Origin of the sequence: Streptomyces sp. NPDC059456 (assembly GCF_042750055.1) — a bacterium.
In the GTDB taxonomy this organism is placed as follows: Bacteria; Actinomycetota; Actinomycetes; order Streptomycetales; family Streptomycetaceae; genus Streptomyces.
Map to the genome: position 1 here is coordinate 2,187 of NZ_JBHYVA010000751.1, position 1,800 is coordinate 3,986.

General features: G+C 67.3%; 2 protein-coding genes and 1 tRNA gene. 1 reads left to right on the forward strand and 2 read right to left on the reverse strand.

Annotated features, from left to right (window positions below):
• Window positions 1–65 precede the first annotated feature (65 nt).
• Both ACFXA3_RS37750 and dcd read right to left on the reverse strand, forming a co-directional pair.
• Window positions 66–563: a phosphoribosyltransferase gene (locus ACFXA3_RS37750; RefSeq protein WP_385195002.1), complete on the reverse strand. Its 498-nt coding sequence runs from the start codon at window positions 561–563 to the stop codon at window positions 66–68.
• Entirely contained in the window at window positions 560–1,147 is a 588-nt protein-coding gene (gene dcd, locus ACFXA3_RS37755) for a dCTP deaminase (protein WP_054221687.1), read from the reverse strand. Before dcd ends, ACFXA3_RS37750 begins: the two co-directional genes overlap by 4 nt.
• A gap of 481 nt (window positions 1,148–1,628) precedes the next feature.
• Between dcd and ACFXA3_RS37760 the strand changes: the two genes are divergently transcribed.
• Window positions 1,629–1,699: transfer RNA gene (locus ACFXA3_RS37760), tRNA-Gly, on the forward strand.
• Window positions 1,700–1,800: the final 101 nt, after the last annotated feature.

A 1,800-nucleotide genomic window follows, 5' to 3' on the forward strand; every position in this document is an offset into this window, starting at 1 on the left:
GCCCGCCCCCCCCCCCCCCCGTCGCGCCCCCCCCTCTCCGATGCGGACGGGGCTCAGGCTCGAGCTCAGGCGTCGAGGATCTGGCCCTCACGCTTCACGACGGGCGGCTCGACCGACCACGGGAAGTTGATCCACTCGTCGGTCTTCTTCCACACGTACTCGCACTTCACGAGCGAGTGGGACTTCTCGTAGATCACGGCGGAGCGGACCTCGGCGACGTGGCCCAGGCAGAAGTCGTGGACGAGCTTCAGCGTCTTGCCGGTGTCGGCGACGTCGTCGGCGATCAGCACCTTCTTGTTGGTGAAGTCGATCGCCTCGGGCACGGGGGCCAGCATGACCGGCATCTCCAGCGTGGTCCCGACCCCCGTGTAGAACTCGACGTTCACGAGGTGGATGTTCTTGCAGTCGAGCGCGTACGCCAGACCGCCGGCGACGAAGACGCCGCCGCGGGCGATGCTCAGGATGATGTCGGGCTCGTAGCCGTCGTCGGCGATGGTCTGCGCCAGCTCGCGGACGGCGCGGCCGAAGCCCTCGTAGTTCAGGTTCTCTCGTACTTCGCTCATGCCTCGTGCCTCACCTGCGTGCGGTGGAAGTTCTGGAAGGAGCGCGAGGCCGTCGGGCCGCGCTGCCCCTGGTACCGCGAGCCGTACCGCTCGCTCCCGTACGGGAACTCGGCGGGCGAGCTGAGCCGGAACATGCACAGCTGCCCGATCTTCATCCCGGGCCACAGCTTGATCGGGAGGGTGGCGAGGTTCGACAGTTCGAGGGTGACGTGCCCCGAGAACCCGGGGTCGATGAACCCGGCGGTCGAATGCGTCACCAGCCCCAGGCGGCCCAGGCTGGACTTCCCCTCCAGTCTGGAGGCGATGTCGTCGGGCAGCGAGATGACCTCGTAGGTCGACGCGAGCACGAACTCACCCGGGTGCAGGATGAAGGCCTCGTCACCCTCCGGCTCGACCATCCGGGTCAGGTCGGGCTGCTCGACCGCCGGATCGATGTGGGCGTAGCGGTGATTCTCGAACACCCGGAAAAAGCGGTCGAGACGTACATCGATGCTGGAGGGCTGCACCATCGACTCGTCGAACGGGTCGATGCGAACCCGTCCGCTGTCGATCTCGGCCCGGATGTCTTTGTCTGAGAGAAGCACGTCCCGAGGATACGCAGTGCGCGCGGACCACCCGCAATCGAGAGGGACGGCCCGCGCGCCCCACCGCCTATCGCTTGACGGCCGCCCCGACCGGCACGGCATGCCTCAGCCGCGCACACCGCGGGCACCGCAACAGCCGCCCGGGCCCGATCCGGCCGGCACCGAGGTGCTGCAGCGGGAACGAAGCGGTACTGAAAACGTGCCCTTCGGCACAACGGACGACGGTGTTCTCCATCGAGTCCCTTTCCCCAACCTGCCGTACTGCGACGAATCGCCACATTAGGGGATGATCGCGACCTGCTCCAGCCGCCACTCCAGCACCCGGGAACCACCGCCGCGCACGGGTACGTTACGCCCCAACTCCCGCCCCCACGACTGTCGGTGCACCCCACACACGACGACGACCCCGCGGCGGATTCACCGGGGGTCGATCATGGGGTAGAGTGTGCAACGGTACCGATCCAGGAAACTGGACCACCGTGCGGATGTAGTTTAATGGTAGAACATGAGCTTCCCAAGCTTATAGCGCGGGTTCGATTCCCGTCATCCGCTCTTGAACGATTGGCCCACGGGCCCCCCACAGGGCGGGGGCGGGGGGTGTGGACACACACCCCCCCGCGCACCCCCCCCGGGCCCCCCACACCCACAAAGCC